This is a genomic window from Bacillus sp. CECT 9360 (assembly GCF_918741275.1).
GTDB lineage: Bacteria > Bacillota > Bacilli > Bacillales > DSM-1321 > Peribacillus.
On the sequence record NZ_CAKKNA010000018.1, the window covers coordinates 48,998 to 71,412 of the forward strand.

General features: G+C 43.5%; 24 protein-coding genes. 7 read left to right on the forward strand and 17 right to left on the reverse strand.

Going from position 1 to position 22,415, the window contains the following annotated elements; translation table 11 throughout:
- Positions 1-194: 194 nt before the first annotated feature.
- The 4 genes from LQ216_RS18130 to LQ216_RS18145 all read right to left on the reverse strand — a co-directional run bounded on the left by LQ216_RS18130 (position 195) and on the right by LQ216_RS18145 (position 4,078).
- Complete coding sequence (locus tag LQ216_RS18130; protein ID WP_230130829.1) at positions 195-1,040, reverse strand: DegV family protein; 846 nt, start codon at positions 1,038-1,040, stop codon at positions 195-197.
- Between the two features lie 234 nt (positions 1,041-1,274).
- Complete coding sequence (locus LQ216_RS18135) at positions 1,275-1,751, reverse strand: glutathione peroxidase (protein WP_230130830.1); 477 nt, start codon at positions 1,749-1,751, stop codon at positions 1,275-1,277.
- A gap of 64 nt (positions 1,752-1,815) precedes the next feature.
- Positions 1,816-2,349, reverse strand: coding sequence for a hypothetical protein (locus tag LQ216_RS18140; RefSeq protein WP_230130831.1), 534 nt, complete (start codon positions 2,347-2,349; stop codon positions 1,816-1,818).
- A gap of 40 nt (positions 2,350-2,389) precedes the next feature.
- Positions 2,390-4,078 (reverse strand): formate--tetrahydrofolate ligase, encoded by a 1,689-nt coding sequence (locus tag LQ216_RS18145; protein WP_230130832.1) that lies wholly within the window; start codon positions 4,076-4,078, stop codon positions 2,390-2,392.
- A gap of 162 nt (positions 4,079-4,240) precedes the next feature.
- On the opposite strand from LQ216_RS18145, the gene metA reads away from it, so the two are divergent.
- Positions 4,241-5,149: a homoserine O-succinyltransferase gene (metA, locus tag LQ216_RS18150; RefSeq protein WP_230130833.1), complete on the forward strand. Its 909-nt coding sequence runs from the start codon at positions 4,241-4,243 to the stop codon at positions 5,147-5,149.
- Positions 5,150-5,371: 222 nt separating this feature from the next.
- Here the strand turns inward: metA and LQ216_RS18155 are convergent, their stop codons facing one another.
- Both LQ216_RS18155 and mntR read right to left on the reverse strand, forming a co-directional pair.
- Positions 5,372-6,085: a class I SAM-dependent methyltransferase gene (locus LQ216_RS18155; RefSeq protein WP_230130834.1), complete on the reverse strand. Its 714-nt coding sequence runs from the start codon at positions 6,083-6,085 to the stop codon at positions 5,372-5,374.
- 103 nt (positions 6,086-6,188) lie between these two features.
- On the reverse strand, positions 6,189-6,620 hold the full coding sequence (gene mntR / locus LQ216_RS18160) for a transcriptional regulator MntR (protein ID WP_230130835.1): 432 nt from the start codon (positions 6,618-6,620) through the stop codon (positions 6,189-6,191).
- A gap of 175 nt (positions 6,621-6,795) precedes the next feature.
- Between mntR and LQ216_RS18165 the strand changes: the two genes are divergently transcribed.
- Positions 6,796-8,340, forward strand: a complete 1,545-nt coding sequence (locus LQ216_RS18165) for a LuxR C-terminal-related transcriptional regulator (protein ID WP_230130836.1) — start codon at positions 6,796-6,798, stop codon at positions 8,338-8,340.
- 69 nt (positions 8,341-8,409) lie between these two features.
- On the opposite strand, the gene LQ216_RS18170 is transcribed toward LQ216_RS18165, so the two are convergent.
- The 5 genes from LQ216_RS18170 to LQ216_RS18190 all read right to left on the reverse strand — a co-directional run bounded on the left by LQ216_RS18170 (position 8,410) and on the right by LQ216_RS18190 (position 13,886).
- The gene (locus tag LQ216_RS18170; RefSeq protein WP_230130837.1) at positions 8,410-8,895 is read right to left on the reverse strand and encodes a hypothetical protein; all 486 of its coding nucleotides are present in this window, start codon (positions 8,893-8,895) and stop codon (positions 8,410-8,412) included.
- Between the two features lie 50 nt (positions 8,896-8,945).
- The gene (locus LQ216_RS18175) at positions 8,946-10,700 is read right to left on the reverse strand and encodes an AarF/ABC1/UbiB kinase family protein (protein WP_230130838.1); all 1,755 of its coding nucleotides are present in this window, start codon (positions 10,698-10,700) and stop codon (positions 8,946-8,948) included.
- 58 nt (positions 10,701-10,758) lie between these two features.
- Positions 10,759-12,249, reverse strand: a complete 1,491-nt coding sequence (locus tag LQ216_RS18180; protein ID WP_230130839.1) for an aldehyde dehydrogenase family protein — start codon at positions 12,247-12,249, stop codon at positions 10,759-10,761.
- 80 nt (positions 12,250-12,329) lie between these two features.
- Positions 12,330-12,764 carry a hypothetical protein gene (locus LQ216_RS18185; protein WP_230130840.1) on the reverse strand — a complete coding sequence of 145 codons (435 nt, stop codon included), beginning with the start codon at positions 12,762-12,764 and terminating at the stop codon, positions 12,330-12,332.
- A gap of 21 nt (positions 12,765-12,785) precedes the next feature.
- A complete protein-coding gene (locus LQ216_RS18190; RefSeq protein ID WP_230130841.1) occupies positions 12,786-13,886 on the reverse strand; it encodes a Zn-dependent alcohol dehydrogenase in 1,101 nt (366 codons plus the stop codon).
- 249 nt (positions 13,887-14,135) lie between these two features.
- On the opposite strand from LQ216_RS18190, the gene LQ216_RS18195 reads away from it, so the two are divergent.
- Positions 14,136-15,044, forward strand: a complete 909-nt coding sequence (locus tag LQ216_RS18195) for a R2-like ligand-binding oxidase (protein WP_230130842.1) — start codon at positions 14,136-14,138, stop codon at positions 15,042-15,044.
- A 44-nt stretch (positions 15,045-15,088) separates the two neighbouring features.
- On the opposite strand, the gene LQ216_RS18200 is transcribed toward LQ216_RS18195, so the two are convergent.
- Both LQ216_RS18200 and hmpA read right to left on the reverse strand, forming a co-directional pair.
- Positions 15,089-17,236, reverse strand: coding sequence for a DNA topoisomerase III (locus tag LQ216_RS18200; RefSeq protein WP_230130843.1), 2,148 nt, complete (start codon positions 17,234-17,236; stop codon positions 15,089-15,091).
- A 132-nt stretch (positions 17,237-17,368) separates the two neighbouring features.
- Positions 17,369-18,598 carry an NO-inducible flavohemoprotein gene (gene hmpA, locus LQ216_RS18205; RefSeq protein WP_230130844.1) on the reverse strand — a complete coding sequence of 410 codons (1,230 nt, stop codon included), beginning with the start codon at positions 18,596-18,598 and terminating at the stop codon, positions 17,369-17,371.
- Between the two features lie 176 nt (positions 18,599-18,774).
- Here hmpA and LQ216_RS18210 point away from each other — a divergent pair, with 176 nt between their 5' ends.
- The gene (locus tag LQ216_RS18210) at positions 18,775-19,272 is read left to right on the forward strand and encodes an Rrf2 family transcriptional regulator (protein WP_230130845.1); all 498 of its coding nucleotides are present in this window, start codon (positions 18,775-18,777) and stop codon (positions 19,270-19,272) included.
- Positions 19,273-19,358: 86 nt separating this feature from the next.
- On the opposite strand, the gene LQ216_RS18215 is transcribed toward LQ216_RS18210, so the two are convergent.
- Both LQ216_RS18215 and LQ216_RS18220 read right to left on the reverse strand, forming a co-directional pair.
- Positions 19,359-19,553 carry a zinc-finger domain-containing protein gene (locus LQ216_RS18215; RefSeq protein ID WP_230130846.1) on the reverse strand — a complete coding sequence of 65 codons (195 nt, stop codon included), beginning with the start codon at positions 19,551-19,553 and terminating at the stop codon, positions 19,359-19,361.
- A 17-nt stretch (positions 19,554-19,570) separates the two neighbouring features.
- Positions 19,571-20,233 (reverse strand): ribonuclease H family protein, encoded by a 663-nt coding sequence (locus LQ216_RS18220; RefSeq protein ID WP_230130847.1) that lies wholly within the window; start codon positions 20,231-20,233, stop codon positions 19,571-19,573.
- Positions 20,234-20,389: 156 nt separating this feature from the next.
- On the opposite strand from LQ216_RS18220, the gene LQ216_RS18225 reads away from it, so the two are divergent.
- A complete protein-coding gene (locus LQ216_RS18225) occupies positions 20,390-20,791 on the forward strand; it encodes a reverse transcriptase-like protein (RefSeq protein WP_230130848.1) in 402 nt (133 codons plus the stop codon).
- On the forward strand, positions 20,788-21,690 hold the full coding sequence (locus LQ216_RS18230; RefSeq protein ID WP_230130849.1) for a DMT family transporter: 903 nt from the start codon (positions 20,788-20,790) through the stop codon (positions 21,688-21,690). Before LQ216_RS18225 ends, LQ216_RS18230 begins: the two co-directional genes overlap by 4 nt.
- Before the next feature lie 28 nt (positions 21,691-21,718).
- Here LQ216_RS18230 and LQ216_RS18235 read toward each other — a convergent pair whose 3' ends face one another.
- On the reverse strand, positions 21,719-21,988 hold the full coding sequence (locus LQ216_RS18235) for a DUF6123 family protein (protein WP_117308138.1): 270 nt from the start codon (positions 21,986-21,988) through the stop codon (positions 21,719-21,721).
- A 141-nt stretch (positions 21,989-22,129) separates the two neighbouring features.
- Between LQ216_RS18235 and LQ216_RS18240 the strand changes: the two genes are divergently transcribed.
- A complete protein-coding gene (locus tag LQ216_RS18240; protein ID WP_117308137.1) occupies positions 22,130-22,264 on the forward strand; it encodes a small, acid-soluble spore protein L in 135 nt (44 codons plus the stop codon).
- Between the two features lie 72 nt (positions 22,265-22,336).
- Here the strand turns inward: LQ216_RS18240 and LQ216_RS20550 are convergent.
- A partial coding sequence (locus LQ216_RS20550; RefSeq protein WP_354958877.1) for an IS3 family transposase occupies positions 22,337-22,415 on the reverse strand: 79 nt, incomplete at its 5' end.

Below are 22,415 nucleotides of genomic sequence, written 5' to 3' on the forward strand. Positions count from 1 at the left end.
GTTATCGGTACTATTTTATCATGAGTATCGCCAATGAAAAGGAAATTGGGTTGATAATCAGAAATAAAGAAAACTCGTCGATTGACGAGCCTAAAGGCGGAGATTAGACGTAGTCAGAAAGGAAAGTTTATGCTTTCCCTTCTGCTAACAAAGAGGATGGCTTAACGGGTGTAAAAATCTCTTTTTGCTGTTAATCAATCTTGAAACCAGCTTAGGCCAATCGTGCGGTCTCCTGCATGGACACCGATTGCAGTGCCCAATGGATAAATGTGGAGGGTCAGATCTGGATTTGTTTCAAGGAGTGTTTTTTTCAGGCTGTCTGCCTGCTGAGGCGAGGAGCCGTACAAAATGCAGCATTCCTTTACCGTTCCTTTAGTGCAAGACACTGAGAAATGATCGATGAGTAATTGTTCTGCCCTCTTTTCACTCCTGACTTTCGTTTTTATTTCCAAGGCTCCATTTTCAATGGTTACGACCGGTTTTACATTCAGAACGCTCCCCAATAAATAATGGGTGCCCGACAGCCTGCCGCTCCGATGCAACTGCTCAAGGCTGCCAATCATTACATAGGTCTCGTTTCTGTCTCGATAACTTTCCGCTCTATTCAAAGCTTCCGACACGGAGCTACCATTTTCAATATCACTCATGATCTTTTTTAGTAGAATGGTCATCGGGAAGGATATGAGCAAAGAGTCCAGTACATGGACAGGAATTGACACCATATCAGCTGCCTGTATGCTTGATGCTACCGTTCCGCTCAGCTTGCTTGAAACATGAACCGAAATAATACGGTCATAATCACGCGCCAGTTTCTGATACAGCTCCAGAAAGGTGCCGACAGATGGCTGTGATGTAGTCGGGACTATCTTTTCTTCCTTCATCAGCTTAAATAGCTCTTCAGGCATTATATTTTTGCCGTCTTCATATTCTTTTCCGTTTATAATCACTACCATCGGAACGACGTAAACATCGGGGTTTTTCTTGAGCTCCTCATCAAGAAAACCAGTGCTGTCGGTGATCCATGCTGTTTTTTGTTGCATGCGCATCCCTCCCCAATCCTGATTCATTATATTTCGATGTAAGGCATTTGTATTCCTTTACTTGAAAAAAATGAACCAAATAAGGGTTTGAATTTCACATCAAGGGTTGGTGTAATCGTAGCAGGTTTTCGAATTTTGGAACGGATTTTCAATTTTCATAGAAAAGTATCGATTCTGCCAAAAAAGAGAAAAGGGGCCCCCCTTCCGTTTAGTCAGGAATGGGGGTCCACCATTTTAAAGCTGCTTCTTTATATCGCTTTCGATTTCAAGCGGCTTGGTTTGCGGTGCATATCTTTCTACGACGTTTCCATTGCGGTCAATCAGGAATTTCGTAAAGTTCCATTTTACTGCTTTTGAACCCATCACCCCGGGGGCGTTTTCCGTCAGATAGTTAAATAGTGGATGGGCATCCTTTCCATTCACATCGACCTTTGCAAACATTGGGAACTTTACACCATAATTCAGCTTACAAAACGAGTCAATTTCTAGCTCGTCACCAGGTTCCTGGGCGAGAAACTGATTACACGGAAATCCAAGCACGGAAAACCCTTTGTCCTTATAATTTTCATATAAGGTTTGGAGCTCTTCATATTGAGGAGTAAAACCGCATTTGCTCGCTGTGTTTACAATCAGAAGTACTTCGTCTTTATATTGGCTCAATGGAATTTCTTCACCATCTATTTTTTTAGCCTCAAATTCATAAACTGACATCGTTCATCTCACTCCCCGTTATTTTGTATCGTTATATTACCCTTTACATGCATTGAAAGCAATTTTAAAACTCTCCATAGTGACTTTCCAGCATCACCAATGAATCTACCATATAATCAGCCATCGTCAGCAGGTCGTCCATTTGTTCTTCTTTTACCAATCTGCCGAAGGAAACGGAAGCAACGGAATAGGAGGTATGGCTTCCGCCGGCTTTCGAAAATTGCACAGTACTGCTTACGTCTATGATTCTGTCTTTACCCCAGATGGTTTCGAGAGAACCGATCAATTGTACCGCTTCCTTTTCGTCCATTCCACAGGGCAATGTGAAACGGACGGTCACCACACTTCCTGATTGCGAATCCGATTCCTTTTCCAGAAGCTCGGATGCCAGGTTTTCTATAGTAGCCTCCAGCAGAATGCAAGACCTACAGGCATGATGATCCGGAAGACTGATTTCAATTTCATATTGTCTGGAGAGGGTAGAAAGATTTACGAGATCCTTTCTATTTGTGACAATAGCTTTGCCGTCCAATTCTTTATCGTAGATGGCGCCCTCCAATACGACTTTCATGTTTTCAAATGCGGTCGGATCAAACATGTCCGCTTCACCTCCTTCTGAAAAAATTACCGTTTAGCACTTAAAATAGCCCCAGTGCGTTTCCGGACTCATCGACATTCATATTCATCGCGGCCGGCTTTTTCGGCAGGCCTGGCATGGTCATGATATCTCCGGTCAATGCGACGATGAAACCAGCGCCAATCGACGGTTTTAAAGAGCGAACCGTTATGACAAAATCTTTAGGGCGCCCAAGCTTGAGCGGATTATCTGAAAGGGAATACTGCGTTTTCGCCATGCAGACAGGCAAATCCGACCAGCCTTCTTTCTCAAATTGAAGCATCTGTTTTCTTGCATCCAAACTGAACTCCACATCGGAAGCGCCATAAACCTTCTGGGCGATGGTCCTGATCTTCTGTTCTAAAGAGTCAGAAAGGTTGTATAGTGGTTTAAAAGTCTTTTGATTATTCTTAATCACACCGAGCAGTGTGTTTGCCAGTTCGACTCCACCATTTCCGCCTTTTTCCCATACCTCTGTCATCGCAAAAGGGATACCACTCTCTTTGCACAGCTTTTCAAACAGCGAGATTTCTCTGGTGCTATCAGTGCTGAACCGGTTTAAGGCTACGACAAAAGGTAGACCGAATTCGTTGATTGTCTCAACATGCTTCTTTAAATTTTCAAAGCCGTTTTGAAGTGCGGATACATCCTCATTGACCAGCTCTTCTTTGTTTAATCCCCCGTGCATTTTTAAAGCTCTAAGCGTCGCTACAATTACGACCGCTTCGGGTTTAATCTCGGCACTTCTTGCTTTGATATGCAAAAATTTCTCTGCGCCGAGGTCCGCTCCAAAACCAGCCTCAGTCACGACATAATCAGCAAGCTTTAAAGCCGCCTTTGTCGCGATTACACTGTTGCAGCCATGGGCAATGTTTGCGAAGGGGCCCCCGTGAATCAGGGCTGGTGTATGTTCGATCGTCTGGACCAGATTTGGCTTTATCGCATCCTTTAGCAGCAGTGTCAACGCACCCTCTATCTGCAAATCTCCGACAGTCACCGGGTTTTGCCCGTAATCATAAGCGATCACCATTTTTGCCAAACGAACCTTCAAATCGGCCAGATCATCCGCCAGACATAAGATGGCCATGATTTCTGAGGCGACAGTAATATCGAATCCATCTTCTCTCGGAGTCCCATGCGCGGGGCCTCCAAGACCGACCACCACGTTTCTCAGGGCACGGTCGTTCATATCAAGCACACGTTTCCAAACGATTCTGCGCGGGTCGATTTTCAGATCATTTCCTTGCTGGACATGGTTATCAATCAATGCGGCTAACGCATTATTGGCCGTCGTAATTGCGTGGATGTCGCCGGTAAAATGCAAATTGATTTCATCCATTGGGAGAACTTGGGCATACCCTCCGCCGGTCGCTCCGCCTTTCAATCCCATAACAGGTCCGAGCGAAGGCTCTCGCATGGCAATCATCGCTTTTTTGCCGATTTTATTTAAAGCATCCCCAAGCCCTACGGTCACGGTAGACTTTCCTTCACCCGCTTTTGTCGGATTTATCGAGGTTACCAGTATGAGTTTACCGTCTTCTTTCGTCTTAAGCTTCTTCAGCATATCAAAAGAAAGCTTTGCTTTATATTTTCCGTATAGCTCGATTTCTTCTTCACCAATCCCGATTTCAGCTGCTATTTTCTGGATGTTTTTCATTTCAGAACTCAGAGCGATTTCAATGTCGCTCTTGAAAACTGCCTTTGACTTCATTGACCATTTCTCCGCCTCTCGACTAAACTATTAACATTTTATCACTTTACGCTGATTCTAAAAGGAAATACTAATATTTTTTCTAAATTGGTGCGGTAGCGCACTAATTTATATATAATGGACATAATGCAATTTTGAATTTTCGGAACAGGGGGTACATACATGCCGATTAAAATTCCTAGTCAGCTGCCTGCGAAAGAAATATTGGAAAACGAGAATATTTTCGTGATGGATGAAGAACGCGCAAGTAAGCAGGATATTCGTCCTTTAAATATCATAATCTTAAATTTAATGCCTGAAAAAGAAAAGGCAGAGGCTCAAATCCTCCGCTTTTTGGGAAACACACCGATCCAGGTCAATATTTCTTTTATGCGGTTATCCTCCCATGAATCGAAGAATACGAGCAGGCTGCATTTGGATCAATTTTATAATACATTTGCGGATGTGAAGGATAAGAAATTCGATGGCATGGTCATCACCGGTGCCCCGGTTGAAAAGCTGGAGTTCGAAGAAGTAGACTATTGGGATGAACTTAAAGAGATCATGGACTGGACAAAAGGGAATGTGACATCAACTTTGCATTTATGCTGGGGGGCCCAGGCAGCATTGTTCCATCATTTTGGCATAGGCAAACATGCCCTTCCACAAAAATGCTTTGGCATTTTCGAGCATGACGTCCTTCTGCCGAACACCAAGCTTGTAAGGGGCTTTGATGAAACCTTTCTGGCTCCGCATTCAAGGCATACCGACATCGACACCGAGAAGCTTGAAAACCATGACAATCTGCTGATTGTGTCTAAATCTCCACAGGCTGGGATATTTCTACTATCATCAAAAGATGGCAAACAAATCATGATTACCGGGCATCCTGAATATGATGTGGATACACTTTCCGTTGAATACTATCGCGATCTTCAAAAAGGAGTGCCTATTCAATTACCGGAAAACTATTTTCCTGATAATGATCCAGATAAAAAACCAGTTTATCGCTGGAAAAGCCACGCAAGCTTACTATTCTCGAATTGGCTCAATTATTATGTATATCAAGAAACGCCATTTGAATGGGACTAATCGAAAAGCGAAAGCGCCCTGCAAGTAAGGAAGAACGACGAAGACCGCTACATCGTATGTCTTCGTCGGCACTTGCACGTCCTGTATGTCGTAGCTAGACATCTTCCAAAGTATTTTAACAATAAATCTATCGAGCCCAAATCCGGATCATCGAGCATAAATCCAGATCATCGAGCAAAACATCCCCGCCAATCATTAAATCGGCAGGGATGTTTTTTTGTATTAGCTCTGATTCGGTTGCTCGTTCGCTGCTTTTTTCTTAAAAATAAACAACCACATAAATGATACAGCCTGCAGCAATTCCTTCGGTAGGTCGGCAAGTTTATCAACATCGACGCCTCGTTTTTCCACACCGGTATCGGCAAACAGCTCCCAGCCATTTTCTATCGCAAGCTGTTCAAACTCCCAAGACTGCATCGAATTGATGATGACCTTTTCACCATACAATCTTTGGTAACTGTTATTTACTCTTGGTGCGGCGGTCGGGCCCAGAATCCCGAAGCAGGCGTATCCCCCTGGCTTTACAATTCGTTTGATTTCGTTTAAGGCTTGAAGCGGGGACTCTGTCCATTCTATTGAATTGATGGCCATCACCCCATCAAACTCTTCATTCGGGAATGGCAGTTTAGCGAGGTCTCCCCGAATGAAGGATAAACGGCTGTTGTCAGCGGCTCTTTGATTGGCCGCATCAATCATTTCACTGGAGATATCCAGTCCGATGACTTCGTAACCCCTTTTGGCAAGCAACAGAGAACCATAACCGTCACCACATCCGAGATCGCTTACTTTCCCACCTTCAGGAACGTACTTAGAAAAAAACGGAATGATTTTCTTGCGGCTTCCATTGTCCCACATTTCACGGGAGTTACTTGCCCACTTGCCGGCGAAAGAATCCCATTTTCTTTCGGCCTCTTGATGCCAGCCGTTTTTATTCATTGTCCCCTCTCCTTTACTTGCAGAAGGAAAGGATAAACTTTCTCTATCTGCATATGTGTAGCTGCGCCAAATCCCGGCGACAAAAATAAGCCGGTTTTTCGGCTTACTCTTCGTCTTCGGTTTCATTCAGTTTTTGGATCGTTCTTAACTCTTCCATTCTTTTCGGGGATTCTTCGAAAAATTGGACGAGATCGCCTATCCTGTCAATGGCATCCCAGCTTAAATGATGTTCAATTCCTTCAACATCCCGGTATATATTCTCTTCCTTCACCCCGATTAACCGTAACATCTGTTCCAGTAAATCGTGGCGGTATACAAGCCGTTTGCCGATCTTTTTTCCGTTTGGGGTCAATACGAGACCGCGGTATTTTTCATAGACCAAGTACTTTTCCTGGTCAAGCTTTTGAACCATTTTCGTTACGGAGGATGGATGTACGGACAGGTTTTCCGCAATATCGGAAACACGCGCATACCCTTTTTCTTCTATTAGTAAATATATTTGTTCTATGTAGTCTTCCATACTCGGTGTAGGCATCCCGTATCCCCTCATTTCAAACGTATATCATAAGAATTTTACTATAATATCACTCTTGAAACAAGAACCACCATATTACTTGACGGGATAATATTCTGGTACTATGCTTATTAATAATGGAAAATTCTGAATATATTTATATATCTTTAATGATGCATTAAAGGAGGATGGTCGTTTGGTCATTTCCATGAAAAAACAAATGGATCAACTGATACGGCAAGCTGCTTCCATCATAAACTCCCATCAAGGCGATATTCAAAAGGAATGGGATTATGTTTTTTATCGCATCAACCAAAATCAACAGCTGATTGACCCCGAACCCAATGGCCGGGAACAGCTCAAACGTATCCCTGAATTATTTTGGAAGCATCTTCCGAGCCTTTGTACAAATGACGCCGATCCTGTTTTCAGACAGTTGCAAGCGGAATGGTCCAATCATAACGAACATCCATTCAACTCTCAAAAGCTCATTTTGATTTTTACCATGCTGGAAAATGCCATTCACAAGGTCATCGGTAAAAATAACACGTTTGAATTTCATGTTCATCAATCCATCCAACATCTGTTTTCATTGACCGTTCAATCTTTTCTTTCAAAGACAAAAACAGAAATGATAAATGTAGATTATTTCGTCTCGCATTTGTTTCAACAAAAAGAAAATCATTTCCTTTGGGCTGCTAAAATCGTAAGCGATGAGATTGGTTTCCGAATTGTCAGCTTCACTTCTCATCAAAAGCTTATCATAGATGACACATGGAAAAATATGATCATGACGCTGCAAGGTCCATCACTCACGCTTCTATCCGATGCGATACTCCGTCTGCTTAACTGCTCAACTCCTGTTAACGAGCTGGAGGTCTTTCCGTTAACCGCGGGCACGGATACTTATTTATTTTGCATCCATAAAAGCGATGGGGAGCATATAAAGCCCTTTTTTTCACTGTCTCTGCAGCTTTTGCAGCAAAATGAAGATGTATTTCAAAATATGCAGATGACTAACGAATGGAAGGATTCACTCATCCTTTTTGATGAATGGATTATGCTTGCGAGGAATTTTGAGGAAGCCGTAGACAAAGTTGTAAACGGTTTCGTAAATTACTTGCCGTTTAAACGGGCTGCTTTATTTTACTACACGGAAACGGAAAATGGTGAGGAGATCGGCATCGGTGTGATGGGCCATAAAATTAATACGAATGATATTAGGAGAATTAATGAAAACTTAAACAATCTCCCTACGATCAAAAAGAAGATGACACATGTGCAGCCGATTTATGTATCAAATGCGGAAGTGATTCTGCCAGAGAAATTCGTAAAACAATTTGAATTAAAATCACTCGTCCTTGCCCCAATTTACAGTGCTTCCAACAACCAAATATGGGGCGGTGTATTCTTGGATCAAGGGGAAGGAAATACATTCGAGGTATCCGATTCAGTTCTATCTGTAATCACAAAATTCGGCCAGCATGCCGGTGAAATTCTGTCCAAATATTCCAGCAATCTTGAAAAGACGTGGTCATCCCCTAAAAAAACAGCACTCAAAGATAGGGAAATAGAGATACTGCGTTTAATGGCCGATGGGAAAACAATCGATGAAGCAGCTGATCTGTTGTTTCTAAGTAAATATACAGTAAGAGATTATATCTCTGAAACAATGAAAAAGCTGGATGCACAAAACCGGGCCCACGCTATTGCTATGGCGATTCGCCAAGGTCTAATATAAGAAAATGTTAAAGCCTGGGGGCAAATGCCCCATATGGCTTTTTTTATGAAATCAAGGTATAAAATGAAATTAATAAATGAGCTTTTTTTTAGATAGCTTGCTTATTTCTGCTTGATTGACGGATGTTCCCTTATTAATGAACCCATTCTTATCGTCTGGCTGTTGCAGATGGGCAACTAGCCTATTAAGATTTTCTTCCATCCTTAGAAGGCGCTCTTCCATTTGTTCGAGCTTTGATTCATCGCCCTGCATTTCCTTTGCAGCAGCGCCCAGCTCGCCCGATCTCGCTTTGATCAGCTCCTCCCAACGATCGCCGATATCGTATTTGGTTTTCAATAGCCACATAACGATATCCTTTGTTGAATAGTCATCAAGGAACACATCCCGAATCGCGTCTCTAAATGTTTCCCTTTTTCCTGGGGTGCCATGATCTTTGCCGTCCAGCAGATGTTTTTCAATGATTCTACTAATTTGGGGGTTATTCGGGCCGCCGCTTTGTGCATAAAAGGCCTGGATCCGCTCATTCATTGTCTTTTTTTCCTGCTCATTTCGCATGCTGCTCCTCCTATACGATTACGTATTTTACACAAACATGCTAATCCCCGCTAAAAAAAGGACCTTGTCTTTCTTGTCCGCCATATCCGCCACAATAAATAGAGACCTAAAACCAAGCCAAGCGCAAGTCCCGTACTGGCGATGGCGGCCTTCGTCAAACCAAAGAACTCGACATTCGGCATATTGCTCATAATTAAGCCGGTCGCAATGATAATCGAAGCAACGATCATCGTTAATGCAAGGCGGTTCATGATTTGATTCGCCATGTTCTCCGTCCGTTTGTCCACCCGCAGTTGCATATTCATCCGGAAATCGTTGTAATAGAAGTGTTCCAGAATTTTATTGATCCTGCGCGGCATGGTGCCAAACATTTTCACAAACTCGGTAATCCAAGTGGCATTGGCGCGATAGTTGAACCTGCGACCAATGACTCCCTTCATCACTGCCGTATCCGCAGATTCCACGACATGATGGTAGGAAACTTCCGGACAAATCCATCTTGCTGTGCCTTCCGTGGCAGAAAACGCTTTTGCCCAGAGCGCCAAGCCGTTCGGGATCTTACAATAATTCATCATCCCAATATTGATCAGCTGCAGCACCAGCCGTCCCCAATTATATTTTTCGCCCTGGGTTGAGTTTACATAGTTCAAAAACATCGCGCGATACTGATCCCTTAACTTTATTGTGTCCGTGTATATAGTTGGCATCACGACATCCATTGCACACTCTGCCGCATCTTCCGCCTGGTTCAAGCGGGTGTGCATTAAGAACCGGAAAATAGCCTGCGTATGCATCGTATCCATCTTTCCGATCATTCCCCAATCAATCGGCACCGCCTTTCTTGTTTTCTTGCAAATTAGTATATTTGAGCCGTGCGCATCGGCATGGTAGTTTCCGTTCATAAAAGACTCGATATAATAATGGGCCAGGTCGAGCATGATCTGCAATCGCTCCTCAAACGTAAAAAAGTCGACCGGAAAATCTTTAATCGTCCATCCATCAATGAATTCCATGACAAGTACATTTTTTGTAGCGAGGTACACATCAGGTCCGCGGAGCCATTCAAAACGATCCTTGGCTATTTTATGGTGTTCTTCCATTGTCCTTGCTTCCCGTACCAGGTTTAATTCATCCATGGAACCGCCGTAATAATCATTCAACAGCTCATTTAAATCGAGAGAAGCAGCCATTTCCACCGGCAGTTGCTTTTGCAAGCGCCGGGCCCATTTCTTAATGATCGAAATATCTGTCTGAAACAGCTTTTCAACAGTTGGGCGAAGCACTTTTACAGCTGCATCCTCGCCTGTTTTCAGGCGGGCGCGGTAAACCTGGGCAAGTGAAGCCGACCCAATCGGTTCAGCATCGATCGATTCAAATGTATCAAGTCCTTCAGGAAGCTCCGTTTCCAGTATATATTTAATATAGTCAAAATGAATCGGGGGTACTTTATCAAGCAGTGATTCCAGCTCCAATGTAATTTCTTCAGGCAAGATATCATTCCTCGTCACCAATACCTGGCCGAGCTTGATGAACGTAGGCCCCAAATCCTCAAAGACCATCCGCATCCGTCTGCCAATCTTCTGGAGCTTTTCACTTTCCTCGGGGGAACGATTCCGTTTTCTAAACAGGCGAAAGATGTTTGAATCATTAAGAATATAGCCAAGTCCATGTTTGGCGATGACTCCGACAATCTTCCTTTGCCTCTTTGCCTTAGAAATTTCCGCTTTGTACTTGTCAATTTCCCGTTTGATTTGTTCCATTTCCGCTGCGGTTAGCCCAAACGCGCTTTTTTCAGCTACTTCCATCAAACAGCCTCCTTTTTATAGGTGCCTGGCCCCAGGCCGCAATGGGGCCCCCAGCATCTTAAAAAAATGTTAACGGTTGATCATTCAAGTCGACAATCACGGATTTGGTTTCAAGGTATGCATCCAAAGCGTTAGGTCCGAGTTCCCGTCCTAAACCACTTTGCTTAAATCCTCCAAATGGAGCGGTAGGGGTCAAAACCTGATAAGTGTTTACCCAAATCGTACCTGACTGGATTTCCTGTGCCAGTCTGAGCCCACGCTTTAAATCCTTTGTCCAAACAGCAGCCGCCAGGCCGTAAATCGTATTGTTCGCCATTTCAATCACATCTTCTTCATTTTCAAACGAGAGGACAGCCCCCACCGGCCCGAAGATTACCTCCCGGGCAATCCGCATATCAGGTTTCACATCGGCAAATATGGTTGGCTTAATGAAGTACCCTTCTTGCCTATCGCTTTTGCCTCCGGTAACCATTTTGGCTCCTTCCCGTAAACCGATTTCAATATATTCATTGACCTTTTCAAATTGTGCGTGACTTACGACTGGTCCTAAATCATTGGTTAGATCATCACCGGGCCCTACAGTCAGTCTTTGGGCATGATCAGCTATTTTCTTCACAAACGATTCATAAACGCTTTCCTGAACGAAGATCCTCGACCCTGCCTGGCATACCTGGCCCGAATTTAAGAACAAGCCGAACAATGCACTTTTTGCAGCCTGCTCGATGTCTGCATCGGCAAAAATAATATTTGGCGATTTACCGCCAAGTTCAAGAGTAACCCGCTTAATGTAGGGGGCGGCTGCGGCAAGTATTTTTCGGCCCGTAGCCGTCTCGCCTGTGAAAGCAATCTTCGGCACGTCCGGATGGCTGACAATCGCTTTTCCTGCTTCGTCGCCGCCCGGCAATACTTGGAGCACGCCATCAGGCACGCCGGCCTCCTGGCAAAGCTCTGCGAGTTTTAACGCAGTAAGCGGCGTTTCGGGCGCCGGTTTCAAAACCGCGCTGCACCCCGATGCGAGAGCTGGAGCGATCTTCCATGCCGGCATAAGCAGCGGCAGGTTCCACGGTGTAATAAGCCCCGCTACACCGAGCGGCTCCTTTACGGTATAGACGAAATGATTCGGCGGGGAACCAGTCGCCGAGAACGGCTGTGTTTGTCCAATCGGCTGCGCCACAAGAGAGGCCATATAGTCAAAGCACTCCACCACCATCGGGATTTCAACAAACAATGCCATATTGATCGGCATCCCATTTTCCCGCGTCATGATTTGGGCTACTTCCATTTGATTCTCTTGAATAAGCCTCGCAACCTGATGCAGGATCCGGCCTCTTTCAAGGGGAGTCATCCCCCGCCACCGCTTGTCTGCAAACGCCTCTTTTGCACCCTGAACCGCCCGGTCTACATCTTCCACGCTTGCTTCACTTACTTCGGCAGTCGGCTTTCCGGTAGCGGGATTGTAAACGAAAAAGGTTTTTCCGGTATGGGATGAAACCCATTCCCCATTAATATAAAGCGAAGCCGTTTCGATATCAGGAGATATGATGGCCATTGTTTTTTCACTACCTTCACAAATATGATATTTTAACCATTTAGCACCAAAAAGGAAAACGCTTACATTTAACGATTTAGTTAAACAGCTAATTCTTCACGGCCGATTCTTTTCAAATATTCACGGTACAACGGATACCATTGCTTGAGCTGCGGAACTACCTTTAACGATTTAGAAAGGGGGCCGGTGGCTTTCATTTGCTGGCGTGCCAACGCTTGCGTCAGATCGACCTCTCCAAGCCAAAACCTGTGCCCGACATCTGAGGTCATTTCGAATGTGAGCTCTGGATTCAGCTCCTCAGCATCACCAAATACGACATCAATGCTCCCCCTGTCATTTTCAACCCAGGCCATTTTCGCTTCCGGATTATGATAAATATATTGAACAAGCGCATTGTGCTGATCAGATTTCTGATAAGAGGACATTATTGCCTTTGCCTGCTCTGTATCCTTTACTTCATTAAAAAAGCCCTCGAACACCTGATACATTTCCTCTGCCGACTGAAAAATCGCCATCTGGATTCCTCCTTCAAAAAGTTAAAATTCGACTACACTTCGGGCCACTCTTCCTTCCTTTAAATCATCGAATGCTTCGTTTATCCCTTCCAACGAGGTGTATCTTTTCGATATCAGCTCATCCAGCTTGATTTTCTTCGCCATATACAAGTCAAGCACCTTGGGAATGTCTACGATCGGGTTGCTTTGGCCATACCAGGATCCGGTAATCGTCCTGCTCTGGGCCGGCAAGGAGAACGCGTTAATAGATATATCAACATGCGGCGGCGCTATCCCGACTACTACTGCAGTCCCGCCCTTCCCTAAACAGTTGTAGCTTTGCGCAATGGTACCTGGACTGCCGATAACCTTAAACGCATAATCGGCGCCCCTGCCATTCGTCAATTGAAGCACCTGATCAATGACATCAGTCTCCTTGGCATTCACCGTGTGCGTTGCCCCGAATAACCGCGCAGTTTCAAATTTGTTCGCAGTAATATCGACCGCGATAATCCGCTCCGCGCCGGCAAGCCGGGCACTTTGAATCACGTTTAAGCCAACTCCGCCTGCACCAATCACCACAACACTGCTTCCCGGAACAACCTTTGCTGTATTAACGACAGCTCCAAATCCGGTTAAAATGCCACAGCCAACCAGGGAAGCCTGGGAAAACGGGATATCCTTATTAATCGGAATAACGCCGTTTTCAGGAACTACCGTAAATTCACTGAAAGTGCCGGTCATGCTGAATTGGTAGATTTCTTCACCACCTTTGTGAAAACGAGTCGTCCCATCTGGCAGAGTTCCCGTTGCAGCCGTGGTTTGGGCTGTATCGCACATATCCTTCCGACCGATATGACAGTAATAGCACGTACCGCATTCCGGAACCCAATTTAAAACGACATGGTCTCCTTTTTTCACCCTTGTGACACCTGCCCCGACCTCTTCTACAATACCTGCACCTTCGTGGCCGAGAACCATAGGTACCGGCAACGGCAAATCGGCGGTTACCACATGCAAATCACTATGGCAAATGCCTGCCGCTTTCATCTTCACGAGAACCTCGCCTTTTTTTGGACCCTGCAGTTCTAGATCCTCAACGGTTACCTGTTGGCCGTAATCCTTTAAAACGGCTGCTTTCAAAAATCCTCCTCCTCCTATCCATGAGCGCATATCCGTTCAAGTATTTTCAGGCATGCGTTGTAATATTATTATAAGATTTAGAATTTTCAAAATAAATACCGTAAATAATCGGATTCCGTATACGACATTAGTCGGGATACTTAAAAAAGAAAGATTAAAAAAAACGACACTTTACGTTCTATTGTAACCGTTTTTAAATTGGTTATAGTTTAGCTATCAACATTATTTTGTAATGATGGAGGCGGTAAAATGAAAGGATTAAAAAATGTTCATGAACAATTCCAAACGTCAACAGACAAACTGTTAGACTGGAATCATCCGATGTATAAACTCTATGAAAAAGCGAAGAAGTTTGGCGGATGGAACCCAAAGGATATTGATTTTTCGGTTGACAAGGAGAGCATTAAGAATTGTACCCCGAAAGAAAGGAAAATGGTGGGACAGCTGGTCGGGCTGTTTGGGGCCGGGGAAGAAGCAGTAACGCTGGACTTCCTGCCAGTGCTTTATACAATGGCTAACGAAGGCCGACTTGAGGACACGATCTATCTGACGACTTTTCTATATGAAGAAGCGAAGCATACCGAATTTTTTGCGCGATGGCGCCAAGAGGTCGGGATGCTGGAGGATCTATCGCAGCATCACTCCGACAATTATAAGAAAATCTTCTATGAAAAGCTTCCTCAGGCAATGAACGCCCTTTATACCGATAACTCACCCGAAGCACAAATCAAGGCATTAACGACCTACCATATGGTCGTGGAAGGGATGCTTGCCGAATCAGGCTATCATTCGTTCCGGCTTGCCTTTCAGTCAACAGGGCTATTGCCTGGCATTATTGAGGGTATAGCTAATCTTGGGCGTGACGAAGGGCGCCATATCGGCTTTGGTACTTATACATTGCAAAGGCTAATTGCCGAGGATCCAAAGCTGTACGATGTGTTCACAGCGACGATGGACGATCTCCTTCCATATTCAATCGGGTTGATCAACGACACAATTGCCATCACTGAAGGAGAAGAAGTTTATGGCATCGACTGGTCGATCATGACGGATTACGCCATCAAACAGTACAATGCACGCGAAGCGGCCATTGCCAGGGCCAAGAAGCAGTTTGACGCCTATTCCGAAATTGAGGAGGAAGCTGTAGTCACTGAATAACTGAAACCAATAGAAGCAGGTGGGTCCCCCCTGCTTCTATTGATTTATTTAAAAGAAAAGCTTACACGCTTTTCCTGTTCATTCCATTCCAAATAGGCATCAAACGTTTTATCCGCCTTCTTAAATCCTTTAATTAAATCGGATTTCCCGTTATCAAGGATTTTTTTCGCGTTTGTTTGGGAAATCTGTTTGCCTAGCATTTTTTTGGACAATGTAAAATTGCACTTTGTTTTGTTATAGTTCGAGCACCCGTAGAATTTCCCCTTGTCGATGACTGTGCCCTCGCATAATTTGCACTTGCCCACCGATTTCCCTGCAGAATATTTTGAATTGGTTCTTTGTATGGACTCGGTGTCCAGCCCTTCGAATTTCCATTCTCCCGATGTCTCTGTCGCGTCTTGAATGATTTTAGCCGAGAGTTTCTTTACTTGTTCCATAAATTCGGAGGCGGAGGCTTTCCCTTCACCGATTTCCCTAAGTCTTTGCTCCCATTTGGCGGTCATTTCAGGAGAGGCGAGGATTTTATCGCCGATCGCTGAAATCAATACCTTTCCTTTGTCGGTTGCAAAGACCTGGTTCTTATTCACTTCAATATATTTTCGGTCCTTTAACATGGTAATGATCCCGGCCCGGGTTGCTTCTGTTCCAAGCCCTTCTGTCTTCATCAGTACTTTTTCCAGCTCTTCATTATCGAGGTGCTTACCGGCTGTTTTCATTAAAGTAATTAATTGCCCTTCTGTATAACGTTTCGGGGGTTGCGTTTTTCCTTCTTTCACTTTTACTTTGACTACTTTTCCCTCTTCACCTTCAGCAATGATCGGTAGAATGACATCATCATCTTTATCGGCTTGAAAAATGACCTTCCGCCAGCCTTCCTGGATTTGCTGCTTTCCTTTCGAGACAAACTCCGCCCGCTTGTCAACAAGCGTTTTAATGGTTGTATAGTCAAAAATCGCTTGATTATAATGCGCGGCGATGAGTCTCCTGACTACTAAATCGTATATTTTCCTTTCGTCAGCCGAAAGCTTGTCCGGATCTTTCACCTGTTCAGTCGGAATGATCGCATAGTGATCGGTCACTTTCTTCTCATTGACGTACCGTTTGTTATCAATAATCGAAGGGATTGGTACAGGAAACAACTCTTTATATTCGGGAAGATTGCTTAATTTCTGGAGAATGTCTGGAAACGTTTCGGCCTCTCCTTTTGTTACATAGTTCGAATCGGATCTTGGATAAGAGACGATTCCTTTTTGATACAAGCCCTGTAATACATCCAATGTTTTTTTCGGTGAAAACTTAAAGATTTTATTGGCTGTTGCCTGCAAAGCCGAAAGATTAAACAGCAAAGGCGGCTGGAATTCTTTTCGTTCCGTTTGCATTTCATCCACAATCGCCGGTTTATTCTGGCAAAAAGCTGCTATTTTAGTTGCTGTTTCTTCGTCCTTAATGCGAGATTCATTGTCTTTCTGCCATTTGCCTTCGTATTTCTTCCCCTGAATATCAAAATTGGCCAATACCTCCCAAAACGGCTCTGACTTGAAGTTTTCAATCTCTTTTTCACGTTTCACAATTAACGCGAGTGTTGGTGTCTGGACACGGCCTGCCGAAAAAACATCCGACATCCCTTTCTGTTTTAAAAGAATGCTATAAACTCTGGATGCGTTCATGCCAACAACCCAATCAGCACAAGCTCTCGTATACGCCTCAAAAAACAAATTCTTTGTTTCCTGTTCATCTAATAAGTTTTTGAAACCATCATAAATAGACTTCGGAGTTAACGACGAAATCCAAAGGCGTTTCATTGGCTTTTTCACCCCGGTCAAATTGACGATATTCCTGACAATCAATTCGCCTTCCCGCCCGGCATCACCAGCGTGAATGATTTCAGTTACTTCCGGCTTCTTGATTAGCGACCGTACAAGATTGAATTGTTTGGCCTTGGAGCGTGTCACTTCGTATTGAAACCGCTCCGGAATGATCGGCAGTGTGCCAAGCGACCATTTCTTCCATTCAGGACGATAGGTTTCCGGGGAGACAAGCTGACACAAATGGCCAACCGCCCAGGTTACATAAGCACCTTTTTGAAAAAGCTCGTTCGGAAGGATCTCTATATATCCCTGTTGTTTCTTCGTTTTGAATTGTGAAGAAAGAGCAGCCCCCTGATCCGGCTTTTCCGCGATTATTAGCTTCATAGTTTTCACCTGATTCATTTTTGATACATTCATTATACCTGTTTAGATTGTGGGAAAACATACCTAGTTTTTTTATGCAAAAAGAGAGCCGCTTTCCTAAAAGGAAAAGCGACTCTCTATATGTTCATATTTTTATGCTGTTTCTGATTCCAGATTCATCGAAGGTCCAAAGAATTCATAATGAATTTGACTATCTGAGATTCCAAGCTTTTTCAGGATACCGACGATGGCCCGCAGGAATGGAACCGGTCCGCATACATAGTAATCGGCATGGGGGTCCGTTTCTATTCTCCCCTTCAGCCATTCAGCATCCATATAGCCCTGCTTGCTGAAGTATTCGTCCTGGAGATCTTCTTCTGCGGGTTGTTCATAAACAAATGACAGCTCATAGTTAGTCAATTTATTGTTTAATGCTTTCAATTCCTCTTTGAAAGCTTGAAGCTTTCCGTTTCGTGAGGCGTGGATAAACTGTACCTTTCGTCCCGGCTGTTTTTCAGAGATGGCGAAAGACATGCTCATGAATGGTGTAATGCCGACTCCGCCACTGATAAATACAGCAGGTGTTTTCTTTTCCGTGTCGAGAACAAAATCTCCTGCTGGAACGGTAACTTCGATCACATCACCAGGATTAATATGATCATGCAGGTAGTTTGAAACCCTTCCATCCGGTGCATTGCCTTCCGCTTCCCTCTTTACGGAAATTCGGAAATATTCTTTGCCGGGCGCAACAGACAAGCTGTACTGACGGTTAAATAAATATTCTTCTCCAGGGATTTGCAAGCGGACCGTAATGTACTGACCCGGTTCAAACGTCGGAACTTGAGAACCGTCAGCCGGTGTTAAATAGAATGAAGTAATGACTTCGCTTTCCTTCACTTTATCGATGATTTTAAAATCTTTATAATCCGCCCACCCGTTCGTTTGGATGGCGGCTTCCTCATACATTTCTTTTTCAATATCGATGAATACTTGTGCAATCACCCCGTATGCTTCCGCCCACGCATCGATGATCTCATCTGTCGCAGCATCTCCGAGCACTTCCTTGATTGCCTTTAGAAGGTATTCACCTACAATCGGATAATGCTCCGGTTTAATCGCCAGGCTCCGGTGTTTATGGGCAATTTGCTTGACTACCGGAATGATCGTTTCAAGCTTGTCAATATATGTAGCTGCGGCCAGTACCGTGTTAGCGAGAGCTGTTTGCTGACGTCCCCTCTTTTGGTTGGCATGGTTAAAGATGTTTAATAATTCCGGGTGGTTTTCAAACATATTTTTGTAAAAAACGGTTGTAATTTCTGTACCTTTTACTTCTAAGGCAGGCACGGTCGATTTAATAATATCAATGGTTTTTGGGGATAACATGGAACGATCCCTTCCTCTCTGAATAAGTAATATTTAAAATACATGTTTATCATAGTGCTCAACTGATTAATAAGCAATAAAATAAATACATCTTTTAACTCGAAAAGATGAAACGTTTAAGAAATGTTCACAATTATGATAAGATGAAGGCAGAAAGAGATTGCGAGGGAACATACATGCGTTTAACCACTTATTCAGATTACTCAATCAGAGTATTATTATATCTTGCCACATTAGAGCAAGGGAAACTTTCCAACATTAAAGAAATTGCTTTCGCTTACGATATTTCAAAAAATCATCTTATGAAGATTATTTATAATTTAGGGAAAATGGGCTATATTGAAACGATTCGCGGACGGAATGGTGGCATCCGCCTCGCAAAACAGCCATCCGAGATTAACATCGGGGAAATTGTCCGGAAAACGGAAGAAGATTTCTATCTTGTGGAGTGTTTCGGCAATAACCATGACAATTGTGTCATCGCACCGGTATGCTCGCTAAAGCATGTGTTGAATAAAGCGCTTGATACATTCCTGCAGGTGCTTGATCAATATACATTGGAAGACATCACTCATAACAAAGTCTTGTTTCGTGAATATTTCGAAGCCAAACAGCAGGCCAATAAAGAAGACTCGCTGACTAGCGAGCCTTTTGAGAAGAAAACAGAATGGTAGTTGCAAATGTGTAGCAGATACTCTCCAATTTGCCGAATTAAAGTCCGATTTCATAATAATCGGTCTTTTTTTTATTTTCACACCGGTTAATTTGTGTTTGGGTTACCCGCAAGTTTATGCCCGATGTCTTTCAGTTTTTCCCCCACTGTGCATTGTGATATACAAAATTTATGCGCGTGGTTCCTGCCTTTTTCTTTTCTTAACGTGCTGTACAGAAAACAGTCCTTACAGTAATCCTCGAGGACTGCTTCCACTTCTGAGTATATGACTTTTCGATTCATCAATGTATGGCTCCCTCTTATTTTTCATTTAAGTTTAGCTTGCTAAGTATTTCTTCCCCTTTTAAAGCCTGGGTTGCCAGCTTATCTGCTTCACTATTTTCTTTCCTTGGAATGGGTTCGTATATGGGTTTAATGCCAAGAGCCCCGATTTTTTGTTCGATACGATCAAGCCACCTGTTCAAATTTTCTTCAAAGCAAGGCCATTCCCCGGATAACTGATTTAGGACCACTTGTGAATCGCCCCTAAAAATACAGGATTGATGGTGGACGCCTAGCTCTTGAAGCTGTCTGATTGCCTCAAACATGGCCGCATATTCAGCTTCATTATTGGAGTCAAGTTCTCTGAGAACCGCATTCATCCTGATACGCCAATTCTGATTGCCCTGTGTATAATAGATGACTACCCCGATCCCGGTCAACCCATCTTCTTTTTGGTAACCACCGTCAAAATATACGGTCACATTACTTGGGTCATCTTTAATTTCGGTCAATAGCTTAATCAATTCTTTTTTTGTCCAGGATGTGCCGATTTCATCTTGAAATTCAACATCTTTCATGCGGCCTGCTTTTTCCAGGTCATCTGTTATTATAAGGGCTTTTGGGGCATCGAGCCAGTCAGAAGTAAAATCCGCGGCAGGCTTTTTCGGGCTGCCATATGTCCATCGCATAATCACTTTCATTGCATTCATCCTTATGATATCTAGTTTTGGTTATTTTAGAATATGTTTTCGTTTTTTACAATTCCCTAATTTTTTGTTTTGCAATCTTCCCTTGGCTTGCTATTATATAAAATAATATGTTTTTCCTTAACTAAGTTGTTCGTAAGGGGTCTTTTTATGATTGAAGTATATACCGATGGAGCGAGCGCGGGCAATCCAGGTCCGAGCGGTGCCGGCATTTTCATTAAAAATAGCGGGTCGGTCGAACGGTTTTCGATTCCGCTTGGAATGATGGAAAACCATGAAGCAGAATACCATGCCGTCATCAAAGGACTGGAGTACTGTTTGGAAAAGGGGTATACGACCGTCTCCTTCCGCACGGATTCTCAGTTGATCAGCCAGGCATTTGAAAAAGAATTCGTGAAGAATAAACGCTATTCGCCGCTTTTAGAAAAAGCTCTTGAATTGTCCAGCCAACTGGACTTGTTTTTTATGAAATGGATTCCGAGCAGCGAAAATAAATCAGCCGATGAATTGGCGAGAAGGGCAATCCGCTTGAATGAGGGTACAGAGGAATGAGAAATTCATCACTGTCTGATTCAACGTTATTATTCGTCGTTTTTATTTGGGGAGCAACCTTTGTAATGGTGCAAAACGCCATTCCCTCCCTCGAGCCTTTCAGCTTTAACGCGGTTCGTTTTTTTGCAGCTTTTTTACTGCTTGTCATTTGGTACCTTTTATTTTCTAGAAACAGAAGAACAAATTGGGATAAGGGATTATTGTTTTCGGGGGTGAAGCTCGGGATCTGGCTTTTCCTCGGATATGCGTTCCAAACCTTTGGATTGCTGTCCACAACCCCATCAAAAGCCGGATTCATTACCGGATTGAGCGTCGTACTCGTGCCTTTATTTTCGATGATGCTTTTAAAGAAGAAACCATCCAGAAACGCGTTGCTCGGTGTTCTCGCTGCAACGATAGGATTGTATTTGATGACGGTATTCGAGAATTCTTCTTTATCTTCCGGGGATTTCCTCGTCTTTTTATGCGCGATTAGTTTCGCCATGCAAATCATAATGACAGCGAAGTTTGCCGGAAATTATCCAGCGCTGCCTTTGACGATTGTCCAAATTTTCACCGTCGCGCTTCTTTCATTTATGTTCGCAATGGTTTTCGAAAATTTATCGATCGTTTTAAACTCGGAAGTAATGTTCAGAAGAGATGTATGGACCGCTTTATTGGTTACCAGCTCTCTAGCCACGGCATTCGCGTTTTTGGCCCAGACTTATTTTCAGGCATATACCTCTCCGACAAGAGTGGCGGTCATTTTCGCGATGGAACCTGTATTTGCAGCATTGACCTCCTATTTTTGGATCGGAGAAAAGCTAACGTACGTGACAATTATCGGATGCCTGTTTATTTTCATGGGAATGATCCTGGCAGAACTCCCTCAAAAATCTAAAGCAGCTGCGGATATATGAAAAACGGCAGAAATTTTCTGCCGTTTTTTCAGATACGCAGACCACGTTCCTTCGCAAATAACTCTGCATCAGACCGGGTATGTATTTCGCTTTGCTTTAACGCTTCAAGCAAAGATATATAAAAGCTTCCGTCAAAATTCTTCTGTGCTTTAAGAGTCATCTCAATCGCCATATTGACGAGAAAGTCATCAGCGTTTGTGTAATGTTTACCGAAAAAGATAAATTCGATAGCACCCTCCCCGAACGAAAAACCTTTAGATTCAAGGTTGCTAATGTACTCTTCTACTGTTTTTTCCACAGGATCCCTCCACCTGCCTCATTACCATTTTCCTCCTACATATTACCTTATAAATTCTCTTTTGACCATACATTTTTCGACAAAAGTTGCCATTATACACTTGCTTGAATTTGTAAAGATTAAGAATAGGAGGTGTTTTTAATGAGCAAAAACAGAAACAGGGGTGCAGATGCATTCAGCGGAGTGAATCCCCAAGGCTATTCCACTGGGACAGAGCGTGCAAGGGATCCAAAAAGCAGGCTTGAAAACGCTGCAAAAAAAGCAAATAAAAAATAGAAGAAAAAAACCGCTCTCCGGTCATTGAACTGTGACCTATAAAGTGGACAGTGTAAAAAAGCACCTAGTAATTTACGCTGTTAATAGATGGCTCCGGTATTGTACCGGAGTCATTTTATTTAGCGTCCATTGATAACGATAGTTATTGTAT

What these genes read in the sequence shown, in the direction of transcription:
- LQ216_RS18240 (WP_117308137.1), top strand. Translation starts at nt 22,130, where the DNA reads ATGAGCAAAAACAGAAACAGGGGTGCAGATGCATTCAGCGGAGTGAAT.
- LQ216_RS18140 (WP_230130831.1), bottom strand. Translation starts at nt 2,349, where the DNA reads ATGTTTGATCCGACCGCATTTGAAAACATGAAAGTCGTATTGGAGGGC.
- LQ216_RS18230 (WP_230130849.1), top strand. Translation starts at nt 20,788, where the DNA reads ATGAGAAATTCATCACTGTCTGATTCAACGTTATTATTCGTCGTTTTT.
- LQ216_RS18135 (WP_230130830.1), bottom strand. Translation starts at nt 1,751, where the DNA reads ATGTCAGTTTATGAATTTGAGGCTAAAAAAATAGATGGTGAAGAAATT.
- LQ216_RS18180 (WP_230130839.1), bottom strand. Translation starts at nt 12,249, where the DNA reads ATGGCCATCATATCTCCTGATATCGAAACGGCTTCGCTTTATATTAAT.
- mntR (WP_230130835.1), bottom strand. Translation starts at nt 6,620, where the DNA reads ATGCCTACACCGAGTATGGAAGACTACATAGAACAAATATATTTACTA.
- hmpA (WP_230130844.1), bottom strand. Translation starts at nt 18,598, where the DNA reads ATGTTATCCCCAAAAACCATTGATATTATTAAATCGACCGTGCCTGCC.
- LQ216_RS18185 (WP_230130840.1), bottom strand. Translation starts at nt 12,764, where the DNA reads ATGGCGATTTTTCAGTCGGCAGAGGAAATGTATCAGGTGTTCGAGGGC.
- LQ216_RS18195 (WP_230130842.1), top strand. Translation starts at nt 14,136, where the DNA reads ATGAAAGGATTAAAAAATGTTCATGAACAATTCCAAACGTCAACAGAC.
- LQ216_RS18200 (WP_230130843.1), bottom strand. Translation starts at nt 17,236, where the DNA reads ATGAAGCTAATAATCGCGGAAAAGCCGGATCAGGGGGCTGCTCTTTCT.
- LQ216_RS18175 (WP_230130838.1), bottom strand. Translation starts at nt 10,700, where the DNA reads ATGGAAGTAGCTGAAAAAAGCGCGTTTGGGCTAACCGCAGCGGAAATG.
- metA (WP_230130833.1), top strand. Translation starts at nt 4,241, where the DNA reads ATGCCGATTAAAATTCCTAGTCAGCTGCCTGCGAAAGAAATATTGGAA.
- LQ216_RS18130 (WP_230130829.1), bottom strand. Translation starts at nt 1,040, where the DNA reads ATGCAACAAAAAACAGCATGGATCACCGACAGCACTGGTTTTCTTGAT.
- LQ216_RS18170 (WP_230130837.1), bottom strand. Translation starts at nt 8,895, where the DNA reads ATGCGAAATGAGCAGGAAAAAAAGACAATGAATGAGCGGATCCAGGCC.
- LQ216_RS18215 (WP_230130846.1), bottom strand. Translation starts at nt 19,553, where the DNA reads ATGAATCGAAAAGTCATATACTCAGAAGTGGAAGCAGTCCTCGAGGAT.
- LQ216_RS18220 (WP_230130847.1), bottom strand. Translation starts at nt 20,233, where the DNA reads ATGAAAGTGATTATGCGATGGACATATGGCAGCCCGAAAAAGCCTGCC.
- LQ216_RS18155 (WP_230130834.1), bottom strand. Translation starts at nt 6,085, where the DNA reads ATGAATAAAAACGGCTGGCATCAAGAGGCCGAAAGAAAATGGGATTCT.
- LQ216_RS18225 (WP_230130848.1), top strand. Translation starts at nt 20,390, where the DNA reads ATGATTGAAGTATATACCGATGGAGCGAGCGCGGGCAATCCAGGTCCG.
- LQ216_RS18210 (WP_230130845.1), top strand. Translation starts at nt 18,775, where the DNA reads ATGCGTTTAACCACTTATTCAGATTACTCAATCAGAGTATTATTATAT.
- LQ216_RS18145 (WP_230130832.1), bottom strand. Translation starts at nt 4,078, where the DNA reads ATGAAGTCAAAGGCAGTTTTCAAGAGCGACATTGAAATCGCTCTGAGT.